The organism is Arthrobacter nitrophenolicus (assembly GCF_000332815.1).
In the GTDB taxonomy this organism is placed as follows: domain Bacteria; phylum Actinomycetota; class Actinomycetes; order Actinomycetales; family Micrococcaceae; genus Arthrobacter; species Arthrobacter nitrophenolicus.
Genome location: NZ_AOFD01000012.1, coordinates 34,338 through 49,880, shown reverse-complemented (window position 1 = coordinate 49,880; position 15,543 = coordinate 34,338). Strand labels below are relative to the sequence as shown.

Below are 15,543 nucleotides of genomic sequence, written 5' to 3'. Positions count from 1 at the left end.
GACATGCAGCCGCACGCCGAGCCCGGCGGAAGCCCCGCGGTGGACACTCCCGGACTGGTCCGGGACCTGTCCTCCCTGGACACCGCCATGCTGGACCTGGCCGGAGGCAAGGCAGCCAACCTGGGCGAACTGATGTCCGCGGGCCTGCCCGTGCCGGACGGCTTCTGCCTCACCACTGAGGCGTACCGCCGGGCCACCGGCGCGCCTGCTTCCCTGCTTCCCGGCCTCGCCTACGTCCAGGCCGCCCTGAAGCCGGAACCCGGCGCGGGGCCCGTGGATCCTTCGGCGCTGGCCGGCCTTGCGGCGGCTGCCCGCAGTGCCATCCTTGCTGCGCCGATCCCCGCTGACGTCGCCGCGGCCGTCGAACAGGCCTACCGCGGACTGGGTCACGACGTGCCGGTGGCGGTGCGGTCATCGGCCACCGCGGAAGACCTGCCGTTCGCAAGCTTCGCCGGGCAGCAGGACACGTACCTCAACGTGGTGGGTGTGGCCCCCGCGCTGGAAGCGGTGCGTAAGTGCTGGGCGTCGCTCTGGACGGACCGCGCCACCACCTACCGCGCGGGCCTGGGCATCGATCCTGCCGGCGTCGCCCTGGCCGTGGTGGTCCAGCGGATGGTGGAGGCCGAGACCGCCGGGGTCATGTTCACCGCCAACCCGCTCACCGGCCGCAGGGGCCACGCCGTCATAGATGCCAGCCCCGGCCTGGGCGAGGCAGTGGTGTCCGGGGCAGTCAACCCGGACCATTATGTGGTTGATGCCCTGACGGGCAGGGTCCTGGAACGGAAACCGGGGGACAAGAAGGTGGCGGTCCGGGCAGTCCCGGGAGGCGGGACCCGGACCATTGAGGCGCCGGACGCCGCAGCGGGCGAGTGCCTCGATGACGCCCAGGCCACCGCCTTGGCACGGCTGGGCCGCCAGGCAGAGCAATACTTCGGGGCGCCGCAGGACATCGAATGGGCCATCGACGGCTCCGGAACCCTGTGGCTGACCCAGTCCAGGCCCATCACCACCCTCTATCCGGTCCCGCAACGGACCGGCGCGCAGGGCGGCACCGGCACCAGGGTCTACCTCTGCTTCAGCCTCGCGCAGGGCCTGACCCGGCCAATCACACCCATGGGCCGGGCGGTATTCCGGCTCATAGCCTCCTCGGTGGCGCAGGCGGCACGGTTCCACGTTCCCGATCCCCGCAGGGGGCCGTCCCCCTACGCGGAGGCCGGCCAGCGGCTGTACTTCGACCTCACCACTCCGCTGCGGAGCACCGTGGGCCGGTGGATCCTTCCCCGCGTGTTCGACATCATGGAGGCCCGCTCGGCGACCCTGCTCAGGCAGCTCTTCGACGAGCCCGCGTTCTCCGTGACGCGCAGGACGCCGCTGGCGCTGCTCCGCCATGTTGTCCCCGCCGCCGTCCGGGCAAGCCCCGGAGTCGCTCCTTCGGGGGATGTTCAGGCCGGCTGCTGCACTCCGCCGCCTGGACCGCTTCACCCGCGACTTCGAGGCTGCCCTGGAAGCGCCGCCCGCTGCAGGACCCGCCGCGCGCCTTGAGCACGCCGAGATGCTCCTGCGGACCCGCCTGTTCACCATCGTGCCCGCCATCCTGCCGCTGCCCGCCTTGGGGTTCGCCATGCTCGCCGTGGCAGGGAAGGTGCTGGGTGGGGCCCGGTGGGACGAACTCGAGCCGGTACTTCGCGGCCTGCCCAACAACGTGACCACCGAGATGGACCTGGAGCTGTGGCGGCTCGCCGTTGCCATCCGGGACGACGCCGAGTCGTACACCGCCCTCACAACGCAGGACCCGTCCCGCCTGGCCAGGGAGTTCCAGGCCGGGCGCGTCCCCGCCAGGCTTGAGGCCGGCCTGACCCGGTTCCTCGACCGGTACGGCCACCGTGCGGTGGCGGAGATCGACGTCGGGATGCCGCGCTGGTCCGACGACCCCTCCCACATCATCGGTGTCCTGGCCAACTATCTTCGGCTGGAGGTCCCGGACCTGGCGCCCGACGTGCAGTTCAGCAAGGCGGCAGAGGACGCCGACGCGCAGGTGGCAAGGCTGGTCGCCCGTGCAGGGGCACGAAGCCCCCTGCACGCCGTCGTGGTCCGGGCTGCCCTGCGGAGGGCACGGCTCTTTGCCGGGCTGCGGGAGCTGCCGAAGTACCAGCTGGTCGTGGGCCTCGCGGAGGTCCGCAGGCAGCTGCTGCACGTCGGCAAGGAGCTTGCCGACGCCGGAATCCTTGAGCAGCCTGACGACATTTTCTTCCTCGACTTCCACGAAGCGCACCAGGCCCTTCCGGATCATCCTGGCGGCGCGGTCCCGGACCTGCGCGAGCTGGTGGCGGAGCGGCGGGCAGCGTACGAGTGGGAAGTCGGGCGGCGGCGCATCCCCCGGGTGTTGCTGTCGGACGGCACCGAGGTCGAGGCGCTGCAACCGGCGGCCGCAACAGCGTCTGACGGTGCACTGACCGGGAGCCCCGCCTCCACAGGATCCGTGACAGCGGCTGCCCGGGTCATCCTGGATCCCGTGGGCGCACACCTGGAGCCCGGCGAAATCCTGGTGGCCCCGTCCACAGACCCCGGCTGGACCCCGCTGTTCCTCACGGCGGGCGGACTGGTGATGGAGATGGGCGGCCCCAACTCGCACGGCGCGGTGGTGGCCCGGGAGTACGGCATTCCGGCCGTCGTGGGAGTTGCCGATGCCACGGGCAGGATCACCACCGGGCAGAGGATTACGGTCGACGGCGGCGCGGGAACCGTGACGCCTGCCTGACCAGTCCCCGGGGTACCAAACCCCTTCCGGGAGGGGGCTTCCGGCCCGTGTCTACGTGCCTGCGCAGGCGTAACCTTGAGCTATGGGCTCAGAAGCAGCGGGCTCCGGCACCACCGGCTCCAGCAGTTGGCTCCAACGGCGGAACGCGCCGGGCGCCAGGCGTGCCTGGCTGCGGTGGCTGCCTGCCATGACAGTACCTGCAGTGATCGCGGCAGGGGTGCTCGCGGGATCCATCCCGGCCCGGGCAGGCGACCCCCTGCCCGAAAAGTCGCCGGCGGAAGTGCTGGCCCTGCTGGGGCAGCACAAGGTCTCCACGTTCTCCGGCACCGTTGAGCAATCGTCGGATCTGGGACTGCCTGAACTTCCCCCTGCCGGGCCTACGTCCGGGCCCGCCTCGGCAGGCGGCGCAGCTCCCTGTTCGAGCTGCTCTCCGGCGGGCACACCGCACGGGTGTACATGGACGGCAAGGCCAAAGCCCGGGTACAGGTGGTGGACCGGCTGGCCGAACGTGACATTGTCCGCCGGGGCAATGACGTCTGGTTCTATTCCTCCAAGGACAACTCCACGGCCCATCTGACCCTTCCGTCCTTTGCCAGCGACCTGCCGCTGTACGTGCCGCCGACCGCCGGGCCGCAGGACCCGAACGTGCCTCCGGCCGAACCGGACAATCCGGGCGGCATGCACACGCACACGCCCGCGGACATCGCCGGACTCCTCCTGGCCAAGGTGGAGCCAAGCACCGCCGTGTCAGTGGGTGAGGATGTGGACGTTGCAGGGCGCACCGCCTACAACCTGGTGCTTGAGCCCCGCACCGATGCCACGGTCGTGGGCAAGGTGGCCATTGCCGTGGACGGGGAAACCGGGATGCCCCTGTCCGTCCAGGTGACCGCCCGCGGTGCCTCCTCGCCGTCGTTCCGTGCCGGCTTCACCAGCCTTTCCCTGGACGCGCCGGACGACTCCCTCTTCACCTTCGCCCCGCCGCCCGGCAGCCCCGTGAAGGAACTGCAGTTCCGTGACCCGGACCGGTGGTCCCTCAACTTCCGTGCGCCCGGCATGATCATCACCCGGAAGACCTGGCAGCCCTCAGGCAGCATCCGGCCCGCCCCTCCGTGACCGGAACGGGCTGGGAGACGGTGGTGGGGATCCCGGCCGCTGCCGCGGGCGGAACCCTCGCTGACTCGCTGCTGCGGGATCCGCTCCTGTCCCAGGCCGCCGTCGCTGTCCCCGGCGGGCGGCTGCTGTCCACCACGCTCCTGAACGTCCTCATCACCGATGATGGCCGCATCTTCGCCGGCATGGTGCAGCCGGACAGGCTGCAGGCCGCTGCGTCGGCGGCTCCGTGATCCCGCAGGGCGGAAGCGGGTCCGGGAGGTACAACCTTGCCATCGAGACGCGGGGCCTGACCAAGCACTTTGGCCGGCAGGTTGCCGTGGACGGCGTGGACCTCGCCGTGCCGCCCGGTTCCGTCTTCGGGTTCCTTGGCCCCAACGGATCCGGTAAAACCACAACCATCCGTATGCTGCTGGGCCTCGCGGCGGCGTCAGCAGGAACGGTGAGCCTGCTGGGGATGGAAATGCCGGGCAGGTTCCGGGACGTGCTGCCGCGGGTGGGCGCGCTGGTGGAAGGGCCCGCCTTCTACCCCTTTCTGTCCGGTGCAGCGAACCTTTCCCGGCTGGATGCCGCCGGCCGCAGCACCGTACCCGCCACCCGGAAGGGCCGGGTGGACCGTGCCCTGGAACGGGTGGGGCTCTCACATGCCGCCGGCAAGAAGGTGCACGCCTACTCGCTGGGGATGAAGCAGCGGCTGGGCATCGCCAACGCACTGCTCGCCCGCCGGGACCTGCTGGTGCTGGATGAGCCCACCAACGGACTCGACCCGCAGGGCACGCGGGAGGTGCGCAACCTGGTCCGTTCCCTTGCCCATGACGGGGCCACGGTCTTTGTCTCCAGCCACCTGCTCGCCGAGGTGGAGCAGATGTGCACGCACGCGGCCATCATGAGCGCCGGCCGCCTCGTGGCGCAGGGACCGCTCGCCGAACTGCGCCGTGCCGGCAGCGCACGGATCCGGCTCCTGACACCCGACGCCGGTCAGGCCAGGTCTGTCCTTGCCGGCCTGGGCCTGGCGGCGGAGGCCGGCGGATCCCAGCCCGACGGCGAGGTCCTCCTCGCCAGCCTGTCCGCCGCTGGCGACGGCCGTCTCCCCGAGGATGTTGTGGGGCAGCTGGTGGCGGGCGGCGTGCGGGTCCGGGGATTCGCCGTCGAACGCGAAAGCCTGGAAGACCGCTTTGTTGCCTTGACCGGAGAGGGGTTCGACGTTGCCCAGTAGCGTGCCGGCGGAAGTCCCCGGAACAGCCGCGCCGGCGGTCCGGGAGGCGCGGGAGTCCGCGTCCTCGTTGATGCTCTCGGAACTGCGGGTCCTGTTCGGCCGCCGCCGCACCTGGGCGCTGCTGCTGGCACTGGCAGCCATTCCCGTGCTGATCGCCATCGCGGTGCGGGTTTCGTCCGCCGTCCCGCCCGGCCGGGGCCCGGCCTTCCTGGACCGGATCAGCCAGAACGGCCTCTTTGTTGCCTTCACCGCCATGCTGGTCTCGGTGCCGCTGTTCCTGCCGCTCACGGTGGGGGTGGTGGCGGGGGACACCATCGCCGGCGAGGCAAACCTGGGCACCCTCCGGTACCTGCTCGTGGCGCCCGCCGGGCGGGTCCGGCTGCTGCTGGTCAAATACGCAGGGGCGCTCGCGTTCTGCATTGTCGCGCCGCTCACCGTCGGCCTTGCCGGTGCCGCAATTGGCGCGGCCCTGTTTCCGGTGGGGCCCGTGACGCTGCTGTCGGGGGACGTCATCCAGCCGCCTGAAGCCGCGGTCCGCATCCTCCTGATTGCCGCGTACCTGGCCGTTTCGCTGGCGGGCCTTTCCGCCGTCGGGCTCTTCCTGTCCACCCTCACGGTGGTTCCGGTGGGTGCCATGGCTGCCACCGTGGTGGTGTCGGTGGTGTCCCAGGTCCTGGACCAGCTGCCGCAGCTGGAATGGCTGCACCCGTGGCTGTTCAGCCATTACTGGTTCGGGTTCGGCGACATGCTGCGCCAGCCCCTGCTGTGGGACTCATTCACCAGCAACGCCCTGCTGCAAGGCGGCTACATTGCAGTGTTCGGGGCGCTGGCTTACGGGAGGTTCGTCACCAGGGACATCCTGAGCTGATGCCGGGGCAGGGCCGGCCACGCTTATGCGTGCTGGTGCGCCTCATGCTCCGAGTGGCTGGCCGGCTCCAGCTGGAAGGTGCAGTGGTCGGTGTCGAAGTGCGAGCCCAGGCAGGTGATGAGCTTGTCCAGCAGCTGGTCGGCACCGCGCGCATTCAGCACCCCGTCCTCCACCACCACATGGGCAGAGAACACGGGCACGCCGGAGGTGATGGTCCAGATATGGATGTCGTGCACGTCGGTGACGCCTGCCACGGACAGGATGTGCTCACGGATCATCTGGACTTCCACACCCTTGGGGCTGGCTTCCAGCAGGACATCCACCACGTCGCGCAGCAGGCTCCAGGCCCGCGGCAGGATCAGGATGGCGATCACCACCGAGGCGATGGTGTCCGCGGCGTTGAAACCGGTCAGCATGATCACCACGGCGGCGGCAATAACGGCGAACGAGCCAGGAGGTCGCCGAGGACCTCCAGGTAGGCGCCGCGCACGTTGAGGCTTTCATGGTGGGCGCCGTGCAGGATCAGGAGGGACACAACGTTCGCCACCGCGCCAAGGATGGCGGCGAAGAGCATGATGTCCGTGGACACTTCCGGGGCGGAGCCGATCCGGCGGATGGCCTCGGTGAAGATCACCACGGAGATCACGATCAGGATGAGGGCGTTGGCCAGCGCTGCCAGCACCTCTGCGCGCTGGTACCCGTAGGTGCGCTGGTCGCTGGCGGGCCTGCCGGCGATCCAGGCGGCGAGGAGGGCGATGGTGACCCCGGCTGCGTCGGAGAGCATGTGCCCGGCGTCAGCCAGCAGGGAGAGCGACCCGGACAGGACGGCCCCCACCACCTGGACCAGGACAACGGCAAGCGTGATCACCAGCACGGCCACGAGCCGCTTGCGGTGCTGGCCGGTAGCGGTGATGCCGTGGGTGTGGCTGTGGTCGTGTCCCATGCCTACAAGGCTAGCCCCAGCCCAGCTCGTGCAGCCGGTCATCGGAAATGCCGAAGTGGTGCGCGATCTCATGGACGACGGTTACCGCCACCTCATGGATCACGTCCTCCCGGGACGAGCAGATTTCCAGGATGGGTTCCCGGAAGATGGTGATCCGGTCCGGCAGGGACCCTGCGTCCCACCAGGAGTCGCGTTCAGTCAGCGGGACGCCTTCGTAGATTCCCAGCAGCACGGTGTCCGGATCTTCCCCCGGCCCGGGCACGTAATCGTCGTCGATGAAGACGGCCACGTTGTCCATGGCACGGGCCAGCTTGTCCGGGATGCTGTCCAGCGCGTCGGACACCGCGGCCTCGAATTCATCCGCGGACATCCGGAAGCCCAGCGGCTCATGCGGACCGTCGGGAATGATCGGAAGGCCGGGTGGAAGGCTGGGAGGCATACTTCGACTTTAGCGCCGAACAGCCGCCGGAGCCCCTATCCCTTGGCGGCTCCGGCGGCGGGTCAGCCCTACGCCCAGCAGGCAGATGACGCCGCCCGCCAGGCCCCAGGCCGTGGGAACCTCGCCGAGCAGGAGCCAGGAAATGAGCACGGTAACTCCGGGAACCAGGTAGGTGGTGGCTGCCAGCTTGCCGGCGTCCACGAGCGAGAGTGCGTAAGCCCAGGTTGTGAAGGCGATGGCAGTGGGGAAGACACCCAGGTACACCAGCCCGGCCGTGGCTTCGGGCGGTGCGGCCTGCAGCTCGGAGGCCAGTTGCCCGGCAAAGGGCAGGCAGCACACCGATCCCACCATGATGCCGAACCAGGTGGCCTGCGCCGCGGGGAATTTCCGCAGGACAGGCTTCTGGATGATCACGCTCACCGCGGCGAGCACGGCGGCAAGGAGGCACAGCGCAACTCCCGCCAGGTCCGCCGTCGCGCTTTTCCCCGGGCCGGGCGCCGCCCCGGCAGCCGGTCCGGACCCCAGCGCGATAAGCGCCACCCCAACAAAGGCCACGGTGCTGCCGATCAGCAGCCACCGCGGAAAGCCCTCCTTGAGGAAGAGGCCGGCCATGATGGCCACCAGGATGGGGCTGACGTTGATGAGCAGGGCGCTGGTGCCCGCATCAAGGACATGCTCGGCGGCGTTCAGCGCCACGTTGTAGCCGCCGAACCACATGACCCCGTAGGCCAGGATGGGCCACCATTCGCGCCCCCGCGGCAGCTTGCGGCTCTTCAGCAGTTGCGGCAGCACCAGGAAGGACAGCACGACGGCGGCAACCGCCAGCCTGCCGAGCGTCAGGGATCCGGGGGAGAAGTGCGGCCCGATGGCCCGGATTCCCACGAAGGCCGAGGCCCAGAACACCACGGTGACGGCCATCGCCGCGACGCCCAGGGCCCTGGCCCGGGACGCTGCCGGAGGAGACTCGGAATTGGGTTTGCGGGCGGGGGCGGTGAAGGGCATGCAGCCAATGTATCCGGACGGGACGGGCCGGGGCTGGCGGAAATCGGCCACGTCTGGGCAACTTCCTGCCAAAGTTGCACGACCCTTGAGCCGGCGGCGCTCCCGGCCTCCGCTAGGATGCGGATTATGGTCTCAAACCCTGCTCCACCCCGCGATAACGCACGCCTTGCCAGGATCATCATTTGGATCGTGCTGGCGGTCATCTTGATTGGCGGGGCGGTGTGGTTCGCGCTCTCGGTGGCAGGGAGGCAGCAGCAGGCGGCGCCCCCCGCAGCGGGGGCTGAGCAGCTTGTCCGGGCGGACAGCCACCGGCTCACCACCCCGGCAGTGGAGAAAGCCCAGCTGGTGGAGTTCCTCGACTTCGAGTGCCCGTCCTGCGGTTCCATCCACCTGTGGTGGAGGAGCTCAAGGCGGAGTTCGGGGACCGGATCACGTTCGTGCACCGGCACTTCCCGCTGTCGATGCACCCGAACTCGGGCCAGGCCGCACTCGCTGCCGAGGCCGCCGGGCAACAGGGCCAGTACCAGCAGATGGCCAACAGGCTTTTCGAGACCCAGTCCCAGTGGGCCGGCAGCCAGCAGTCCCAGGCGCCGCTGTTCCGCAGCTATGCGGAGGAGCTGGGGCTGGACCTGGCCCTGTATGACGCCGCCGTCGCCGACCAGCAAACGGAGGAGCGGGTCCTGGCGGATATCGCAGACGGAAAGGCGCTGGGTGTCAGCGGCACTCCAACCTTCTTCCTCAACGGCGAAAAGCTGGTCCTCTCCACGAAGGCGGACTTCCGGCAGAAACTCGCTGACGCCGTCGAATAGCTGCACCCTGGGCGGTTGCCGCGGCCGCTGGGAAGGCGGTTATTTCGCCGCGGCCCACTCCAGCAACCGTTCCACCGGCCACGTGGTGATGATGCGGTCCTGCGGGACGTCGTTCCGGGCCGCGCGCTCGGCGCCGTACTGAAGGAAGTCGAGCTGGCCGGGCGCATGCGCGTCACTGTCGATCGAGAACAGGCACCCGGCCTCCAGCGCGAGCTGGATCAGCGGATCAGGCGGGTCCTGCCGCTCGGGCCGGGAGTTGATTTCCACTGCCACGTTGTTCTCGGCGCAGGCGGCAAAGACCTCCCTGGCATCGAATTCCGACGGCGGGCGGGTACCGCGGGAGCCCTCCACCAGCCGGCCGGTGCAGTGGCCGAGCACGTTCGTATGCCTCGCCTGGATGCCGCCGAGCATCCGCCGGGTCATGGTTTTCCGGTCGGCGCGCAGCTTTGAGTGGACGCTGGACACCACGATGTCCAGGCGGTCCAGCAGTTCCGGGTCCTGGTCCAGCTCGCCGGATTCCAGGATGTCCACCTCGATCCCCGTCAGCAGCCGCACTTTGCCTTCCGGCTGCCCTTTGGACCCGGCCTGCCCGTCGGCGTTGATCGCCGCCACCACATCCAGTTGCCTGGTGAGGCGCTCCGCTGACAGCCCGTTGGCGATGGTGAGGTTGGGCGAGTGGTCCGTCAGCGCCAGGTACTCCCGGCCCAGTACCCCGGCGGCCGCCACCATCAGCTCGATGGGGGAGCCGCCGTCGGACCAGTCGCTGTGGCTGTGCAGGTCGCCGCGGAGGGCGCTCCGAAGTTCGCTGCCGCCGGTGGCCAGCGGCTGGGCGCCCTTTTCCCGCAGGTCGGCCAGATAGTCGGGGACGCCGCCCGCCACGGCCTGCTGGATGACCTGGTAGGTCCGGTCTCCGATGCCCTTCATGGATTTCAGCCTGCCGGTCCTGGTCCGCTCAGCCACTTCTTCGGCCGGCAGCGGGCTGATGGCCGCGGCGGCCTTCCGGAAGGCCTGGACCTTGAAGGTGGCAGCGCGTCCGCGCTCCAGCCAGAAGGCAATCTCATTGAGCGCTGCAACGGCATCCATCAGTCCATCTTCACCTGTTCTCCCTGTTCAGGCACGGGGTTTTTGGCCGATTTTGGATTATCAGGAACTAGGCCCTATAGTTTTAGAGTCCAGTTCGGAGAACGCAAAGGACAAAGACGGAAAGCCTCGCTTTACGCCTTTTATTTTGCTTTTGCTCCGAACGGGTTCTGGCCCCCATCGTCTAGCGGCCTAGGACACCGCCCTTTCACGGCGGCGGCACGGGTTCGAATCCCGTTGGGGGTACGCAAGGAACTGGTCAAACAGACTAAAAAAGTCTGGTAGGCTGGAAGCCTTGAAAAAAGCGGTAGAGATACTGCGAAAGCAAGAAACGCAAGGCCCTGTAGCGCAGTTGGTTAGCGCGCCGCCCTGTCACGGCGGAGGTCGCGGGTTCAAGTCCCGTCAGGGTCGCTCTGATTGTTGGAAGCAATTCCGGCTCTCATGGTGACTAGTCACCTAGGCTCTGTAGCTCAGTTGGTAGAGCGTTCGACTGAAAATCGAAAGGTCACCGGATCGACGCCGGTCGGAGCCACCACTGGGAAGCATCAGTTCTTCGGAACTGGTGCTTTTCTGCTTAACCAGCTTTCCCATCCTGGCCGTCAGCATGCAGCTTGGCACCCAGGCCTGGCATCTGCCGCCGCACCCGCCGGACCCGCACCCAGAGCAGCCCCTCCTCACTTCTTCGGCTAGCCGCTGCCGGAACGACGGGCGGAGTCATTTTCGACGCACACAAGCACTTCCGCGGCGCCCGCCCTTTCCCGACGCGGCCACTCATTCCCGACCCGCAAGGAGTTTTCCGCGGCCTAAATCCGGGGCTCGCGGAGGAGGATGCGCGTCGACATCATTTTTGCGTGTCCCTGGCGGTGTAATTCCCGCCTCATTTTGGCCGCCGCGCAGATGTGGGCAACCCAACAGCGGACTGCTCCGCAAGAAATAATTTGTCAGACATCTGTAACATTTGACCCCCGAAGAACCATATGTCACGCGCGCGCATTGGAATGTGTAAGCGCTTGCACAATCGGGTGAAACTTGGTTTTCGGGGCCGCGAAACACGGTTTGAAATGCCGTGAAAGGCCTGCCTAGCGTGGAGACCGGCCCGGATATCCCCGGTATCAGCACGGGCCGCATGTGGGACCCCACCCAGGTCCCGCCCCTCGACACGACGGCGTCCTCGATGACGCCTGCCAAGGTGTCGAGGCTCGCCGGAGTGCGGGGAACCAGGGCATCCGCCCGTCTTCCACGAACAGTTTCAACTCCGCGAGAAGAGCAAACATGCACAAGCACCCCCAAGCACCCCGGATGCTGCGGTGGCGGTCCGCCGCCGCAGCACTGGCAACAGCCGTGGCTGCCTCGACCTTCCTTGCCGTGCCGTCGGCACAGGCCAACGAGCCTGCCGACCCGCCGGCCGCAGAGCAGATGCCGGCCCCCACGCCCGGCTTCCCCCTCCCCACGGAACACACCCAGGAAGCTTTCGACCCGGCGTCGGACTTCACCTCCAAGTGGACCCGCGCCGATGCCAGCCAGATCATGGCGCAGAGCGACACCACGGTAGCTCCCGGGCAGAACTCCATGAGCCCGGACGTCACCATGCCGGAAATCCCCGAGGATTTCCCCACCATGAACGAGGACGTCTGGGTCTGGGACACCTGGTCCCTGACGGACGAGCACGCCAACCAGATCAGCTACAAGGGCTACGACGTCATCTTCTCGCTCGTCGCTGACCGCCACGCGGGCTACAACTTCGACCAGCGCCACTGGAACGCCCGCATCGGCTTCTTCTTCCGCAAGACCAACGCGGACCCGGCCAAGGACAAGTGGAACTACGGCGGGCACCTTTTCGTGGACGGTTCCTCCATCGGCAACACCGAATGGTCCGGCTCCACCCGCCTGATGCAGGGCAACCACGTGAACGTGTTCTACACGGCCACCACCTTCCACGATGTGGCCGAGCGGAACGCCGGCGGCGGCGGCATCGCCCCGGACGCGGCCATCGCCAAGGCCCTCGGCAACATCCACGCCAACGAGGAACGCGTCTGGTTCGACGGCTTCGAGCACACCAAGCTGCTTGAGCCGGACGGCGAAATGTACCAGACCAAGGAACAGAACCCCGGCTTCGCGTTCCGTGACCCGTTCACCTTCGCCGACCCGGCGCACCCCGGCAAGACCTTCATGGTCTTCGAAGGCAACACGGGCGGCAACCGCGGCGAGTACCAGTGCACCGAGGAAGACCTCGGCTACCGTGAGGGCGATGCCAACGCAGAGTCCCTCGACGAGGTGAACAGCAGCGGCGCCTACTACCAGACCGGCAACGTGGGTCTCGCGGTGGCGGACAACAAGGACCTCACCAAGTGGTCCTTCCTGCCTCCGATCCTCTCCGCGAACTGCGTGAACGACCAGACTGAACGTCCCCAGATCTTCATCCAGAACGAGGACGGCAAGAACAAGTACTACCTGTACACGATCAGCCACCAGTTCACGTACGCAGCAGGCATGCGCGGCCCCGACGGCGTCTACGGCTTCGTGGGCGACGGCGTGCGCTCCGACTACCAGCCGGTCAACAACTCCGGCCTGGCACTTGGCTCGCCCACCGACCTCAACCTGCCCGCCAACAACCCGAGCGGCACCATCTCCGGCCAGCAGAACGGCCGCCAGTTCCAGGCCTACTCGCACTACGTGCAGCCCAACGGGCTGGTGCAGTCATTCATCGACAACGTCAACGGTGTCCGCGGCGGCTCCCTGTCCCCGACCGTGAAGATCAACTTCAAGAACGGCATCACCCAGGTTGACCGCAGCTTCGGCCAGAACGGCCTTGGCCCCTTCGGCTACCTGCCCACCAACGTCAAGGTCGGCGGCGAAGGACTGTACAAGTAGACCGCGGCATAGCCGCACCGCCGCTGCTGCAGCGGCACCGCCCAGGCGGGGATGCTCTTGGGGGCATCCCCGCCTGGGCCCTTTAACTACTGCCCCTCAGTTAACAGCGCAGCACCGCAGGCTAGGGATAGGGTTGGATCAACAGAAGGGGGAGTGCCTGATGGAATACCAGAACCCACAACCCGAGCCGGGCTTCCGCAGCGGTGCCGCGCCGGTACCTGTCCCGGCGCCCGGATTGGGACGGACCGTAATTTCCGAGACCGCTGTTGCCAAGGTGGCCGGGATCGCCGCCCGCGCCGTTCCCGGCGTCTACTCCCTGGGATCGGTACCGTCCCGTGCCTTGGGGGCCATCCGCGACGCCGTCGGCAGCTCCGACCATGCGGCCGGGGTCCGCGCCGAAGTGGGCGAAACCCAGGTCGCAGTGGATATCAGCCTCGTGGCGAGCTACGGCACGCCCTTGCATTCCCTTGCCAACCAGGTGCGCGCCGCCGTCTACCGGGCGGTGGAGGAACTGGTGGGGCTCCAGGTCATCGAGGTGAACGTCGAAGTCACCGATGTCTATGTGCCGCCGCCCGTTAAACCGGCCGCCGCCGGAACCCCTGAAAGGGAGGCACTGCTGTGAACCTGACACTGGCAGGCGCCGCCATGGGCGCCTTCGTAGCCTTCATGTCCCTCCAGTTCGGGCTGTGGGGGTTCCTGGTAGCCCTGCTCTTCATGGCCATTGGGGCACTCCTGGGCCGCGCCGCCGAAGGGAAGCTGGACCTCCGCGGTGTCCTGGACGCCATCATCGGCCGGCGCTCATCATCATGAGCACGCCCGCCCCGGCGCTGCGGGGACAGGCGCTCAGCGGCCATAACCGCATCAGCACGCAGGCGCTGACAAGCCTTGCCAAGGCAGCGGCTGCTGCGGCGTTCGACGTCGACGCCCAGGACGTGCGGGCAGACTGGACGGACGACGACGGCCTGCTGGCTTTGTCCCTCGTCACGCCCATCAGCATCCCGCCTTTGAAGAGCGTTGTCTTGGATCCGACGCGGGTGGAGAGGTTCGGCGGTTCCATCTGGGACCGGACTGTCGAGGCTAAAACCCGCATCCTGGAAACCGTCACGGAGCTCAGCGGTGCCCGGTTGAGCAGGGTGGATATCCGCATCAGCGGTGCAAGGATCAGTGAAGGGGGCCGGGTCCGGTGAGCAGCAGGGTGGACGCCGGAGCCAGGCGGTCGCGGCGCGAGGGGGACCGCCGTGCCGCAGGCCAGGGGCCGGACATGCGCCGGGTGGCGTACCGGGAAACGCACTCCTCGCGTGCCGCGGTGGCCATCGTCGCTGCCGTCCTGGTCATGGTGCTGGCGGCCTACGGACTCCTGGAAGCAGCGGTTCATGCCATCGGCCAGCCTGCCTGGCTGATCGAGCCCCAGGTTGCCGCGCAACGCATCGTGGAGCTCCCCGCCGGGATCCCGCCGCTGCTGCTGGGCGCTGTCGGCGCGGTCCTGGCGATGGCCGGCCTGATCTTCGTGCTCAACGGGATACTTCCGGGACGGCGGGCACGCCACCTCCTCGCTGGCGCCGGGCAGGCTTCCGGTGGCCCCGCCGTCGTGGTTGACGATGAAGTCATCGCCTCATCGCTTGCCCGCCGGGCCCGCCTGGCGGCGAACGTGACCCCGGAGCAGGTAATGGTGGTTGTTTCCCAGCGCCAGGTGCTGGTGAACGTCAGGCCCACGTCCGGAGTGCCGGTGGACGGGGGGACAGTCCTCGCCGCCGTCCAGGATGAGCTGGACCAAATGGAACTGGAACCGTCACCCGAAGCCCGGGTCAATGTAACGCCAACGGGAGTGATCGGGGCATGAACAGCACACCAAGCCTCCTCAACCGGATCCTCCTCACCGTTTTGGGCTGATGCTCCTTGCCGCCGGCATCCTGCTGGTGCTTCTGGCGACCGTCCCGCCCGTGGGTGCCTGGTGGCAGTCCTGGTCCCCGGGGATCTGGGACGGAATCAACCAGGCCTTCAACGCCACCAGGTTCCCGGGACGCACCGAAAGCTGGCTGTGGATTGTGGTGGCCCTGGTCCTTCTGCTGCTGATCGGGCTTATGGTGGCCTGGATTGCCCAGCAGGGCAAGGGCCGGTCCAACCTGTTGGCCGCCGAATACGATCCGGGCGATGTTCCCGGTGACGTCCGCATCGGCGGGGGAGTCGCGGAACAGGCCCTCAAGCATGCACTGGCGGGACGGCCGGACCTCGCCGGTTCCACGGTAGCCACCTATGACGTCAAGGGGTCACCCGCGCTGAAAGTCCGGCTGCTGCCGCGCCAGGGCGTGGCGCCGCACCTGCTGGCAGCAGAGATCGCCGGCCTGCTCGCTGCGCTCGAAGCGGTAGTCGGCAAGGAAACGCCGGTCCTGATCCACATTGGTGCGGGGGCACGGACACGCTTCGGCCGTGCCGAGCGCGTCCGCTGA

Annotated in this window: 14 protein-coding genes, 3 tRNA genes and 3 pseudogenes; 16 read left to right on the top strand and 4 right to left on the bottom strand. The window is 68.1% G+C overall.

Going from position 1 to position 15,543, the window contains the following annotated elements; genetic code table 11:
* Window positions 1–3 precede the first annotated feature (3 nt).
* From G205_RS24175 to G205_RS06295, 6 genes are all read left to right on the top strand, one after another.
* Window positions 4–1,542, top strand: a complete 1,539-nt coding sequence (locus tag G205_RS24175; protein ID WP_476855426.1) for a PEP/pyruvate-binding domain-containing protein — start codon at window positions 4–6, stop codon at window positions 1,540–1,542.
* Window positions 1,439–2,758 (top strand): PEP-utilizing enzyme, encoded by a 1,320-nt coding sequence (locus G205_RS24170; RefSeq protein WP_476855425.1) that lies wholly within the window; start codon window positions 1,439–1,441, stop codon window positions 2,756–2,758. The genes G205_RS24175 and G205_RS24170 overlap by 104 nt, the downstream gene beginning before the upstream one ends.
* Before the next feature lie 456 nt (window positions 2,759–3,214).
* Window positions 3,215–3,871 (top strand): LolA family protein, encoded by a 657-nt coding sequence (locus G205_RS22580; RefSeq protein ID WP_235046806.1) that lies wholly within the window; start codon window positions 3,215–3,217, stop codon window positions 3,869–3,871.
* Entirely contained in the window at window positions 3,868–4,101 is a 234-nt protein-coding gene (locus G205_RS22575; RefSeq protein ID WP_235046805.1) for a hypothetical protein, read from the top strand. Before G205_RS22580 ends, G205_RS22575 begins: the two co-directional genes overlap by 4 nt.
* Complete coding sequence (locus tag G205_RS06300) at window positions 4,098–5,084, top strand: ABC transporter ATP-binding protein (protein WP_009357239.1); 987 nt, start codon at window positions 4,098–4,100, stop codon at window positions 5,082–5,084. The genes G205_RS22575 and G205_RS06300 overlap by 4 nt, the downstream gene beginning before the upstream one ends.
* A 70-nt stretch (window positions 5,085–5,154) precedes the next feature.
* On the top strand, window positions 5,155–5,952 hold the full coding sequence (locus tag G205_RS06295) for an ABC transporter permease (RefSeq protein WP_009357238.1): 798 nt from the start codon (window positions 5,155–5,157) through the stop codon (window positions 5,950–5,952).
* Between the two features lie 23 nt (window positions 5,953–5,975).
* On the opposite strand, the pseudogene G205_RS06290 reads toward G205_RS06295, so the two are convergent.
* The 3 genes and pseudogenes from G205_RS06290 to G205_RS06280 all read right to left on the bottom strand — a co-directional run bounded on the left by G205_RS06290 (window position 5,976) and on the right by G205_RS06280 (window position 8,336).
* Window positions 5,976–6,895 (bottom strand): annotated as a pseudogene (locus G205_RS06290) (cation diffusion facilitator family transporter).
* 10 nt (window positions 6,896–6,905) lie between these two features.
* Window positions 6,906–7,334 (bottom strand): metallopeptidase family protein, encoded by a 429-nt coding sequence (locus tag G205_RS06285; RefSeq protein WP_009357237.1) that lies wholly within the window; start codon window positions 7,332–7,334, stop codon window positions 6,906–6,908.
* Between the two features lie 9 nt (window positions 7,335–7,343).
* On the bottom strand, window positions 7,344–8,336 hold the full coding sequence (locus tag G205_RS06280) for a DMT family transporter (RefSeq protein WP_052014057.1): 993 nt from the start codon (window positions 8,334–8,336) through the stop codon (window positions 7,344–7,346).
* Window positions 8,337–8,462: 126 nt separating this feature from the next.
* On the opposite strand from G205_RS06280, the pseudogene G205_RS06275 reads away from it, so the two are divergent.
* Window positions 8,463–9,145, top strand: a pseudogene (locus G205_RS06275) (DsbA family protein).
* A 39-nt stretch (window positions 9,146–9,184) separates the two neighbouring features.
* Here G205_RS06275 and G205_RS06270 read toward each other — a convergent pair.
* Complete coding sequence (locus G205_RS06270) at window positions 9,185–10,228, bottom strand: PHP domain-containing protein (protein ID WP_009357234.1); 1,044 nt, start codon at window positions 10,226–10,228, stop codon at window positions 9,185–9,187.
* A gap of 170 nt (window positions 10,229–10,398) precedes the next feature.
* On the opposite strand from G205_RS06270, the gene G205_RS06265 reads away from it, so the two are divergent.
* From G205_RS06265 to G205_RS06225, 9 genes and pseudogenes are all read left to right on the top strand, one after another.
* Window positions 10,399–10,471: transfer RNA gene (locus G205_RS06265), tRNA-Glu, on the top strand.
* Window positions 10,472–10,562: 91 nt separating this feature from the next.
* A tRNA-Asp gene (locus tag G205_RS06260) sits at window positions 10,563–10,636 on the top strand.
* Window positions 10,637–10,684: 48 nt separating this feature from the next.
* Window positions 10,685–10,760: transfer RNA gene (locus tag G205_RS06255), tRNA-Phe, on the top strand.
* A gap of 737 nt (window positions 10,761–11,497) precedes the next feature.
* Window positions 11,498–13,096, top strand: a complete 1,599-nt coding sequence (locus tag G205_RS06250) for a glycoside hydrolase family 68 protein (protein ID WP_009357233.1) — start codon at window positions 11,498–11,500, stop codon at window positions 13,094–13,096.
* 160 nt (window positions 13,097–13,256) lie between these two features.
* Window positions 13,257–13,718: an Asp23/Gls24 family envelope stress response protein gene (locus tag G205_RS06245; protein WP_009357232.1), complete on the top strand. Its 462-nt coding sequence runs from the start codon at window positions 13,257–13,259 to the stop codon at window positions 13,716–13,718.
* Complete coding sequence (locus tag G205_RS06240) at window positions 13,715–13,906, top strand: DUF2273 domain-containing protein (protein ID WP_009357231.1); 192 nt, start codon at window positions 13,715–13,717, stop codon at window positions 13,904–13,906. Before G205_RS06245 ends, G205_RS06240 begins: the two co-directional genes overlap by 4 nt.
* Entirely contained in the window at window positions 13,903–14,283 is a 381-nt protein-coding gene (locus tag G205_RS06235) for a hypothetical protein (protein WP_009357230.1), read from the top strand. Before G205_RS06240 ends, G205_RS06235 begins: the two co-directional genes overlap by 4 nt.
* Complete coding sequence (locus G205_RS06230) at window positions 14,280–14,936, top strand: hypothetical protein (protein ID WP_009357229.1); 657 nt, start codon at window positions 14,280–14,282, stop codon at window positions 14,934–14,936. Before G205_RS06235 ends, G205_RS06230 begins: the two co-directional genes overlap by 4 nt.
* Window positions 14,933–15,543, top strand: a pseudogene (locus tag G205_RS06225) (hypothetical protein). The gene G205_RS06230 and the pseudogene G205_RS06225 overlap by 4 nt, the downstream one beginning before the upstream one ends.